1 protein-coding gene is annotated in these 723 nt (G+C 55.0%); it reads right to left on the reverse strand.

Features of this window, described 5'->3' with window-relative positions; genetic code table 11:
- A partial coding sequence (locus LPB67_RS19070) for an EF-Tu/IF-2/RF-3 family GTPase (protein WP_262838922.1) occupies positions 1-723 on the reverse strand: 723 nt, incomplete at its 5' end.

Here is a 723-nt window from a genome sequence, read left to right on the forward strand (position 1 = left end):
TTACTCGATGATTTTAGCCACAACGCCAGCACCAACCGTACGGCCACCTTCGCGGATCGCGAAGCGCAGACCTTCTTCCATCGCGATCGGGTTGATCAGCTTGACGGTGATCGAGACGTTGTCGCCTGGCATGACCATTTCTTTGTCCTTCGGCAACTCGATCGAACCCGTTACGTCCGTGGTACGGAAGTAGAACTGGGGACGGTAGTTGTTGAAGAATGGGGTATGACGACCGCCTTCATCCTTGGACAAGACGTAGATCTCGCCAGTAAAGTGGCTGTGCGGCTTGATGGAACCTGGTTTTGCCAACACTTGACCACGCTGGATGTCTTCGCGCTTGGTGCCGCGCAGCAAGACGCCGACATTGTCGCCTGCCTGACCTTGGTCCAGCAGTTTGCGGAACATTTCGACGCCGGTGCAAGTTGTTTTCACTGTGTCTTTGATGCCGATGATTTCGATTTCTTCGCCGACTTTGACGATACCGCGTTCGATACGGCCAGTAACAACAGTACCGCGACCGGAGATGGAGAAGACGTCTTCTACTGGCAACAGGAAGGCGCCGTCAACAGCACGTTCCGGTGTTGGGATGTAGGAGTCGAGTGCGTCAGCCAGTTTCATGATGGCTTCTTCGCCCAATGGGCCTTTGTCGCCTTCGAGCGCCAGTTTGGCGGAACCCTGGATGATGGGCAGGTCGTCGCCTGGGAATTCGTATTTGGAGAGTAA

Origin of the sequence: Undibacterium sp. Jales W-56 (genome assembly GCF_025548535.1) — a bacterium.
In the GTDB taxonomy this organism is placed as follows: Bacteria; Pseudomonadota; Gammaproteobacteria; order Burkholderiales; family Burkholderiaceae_D; genus Undibacterium.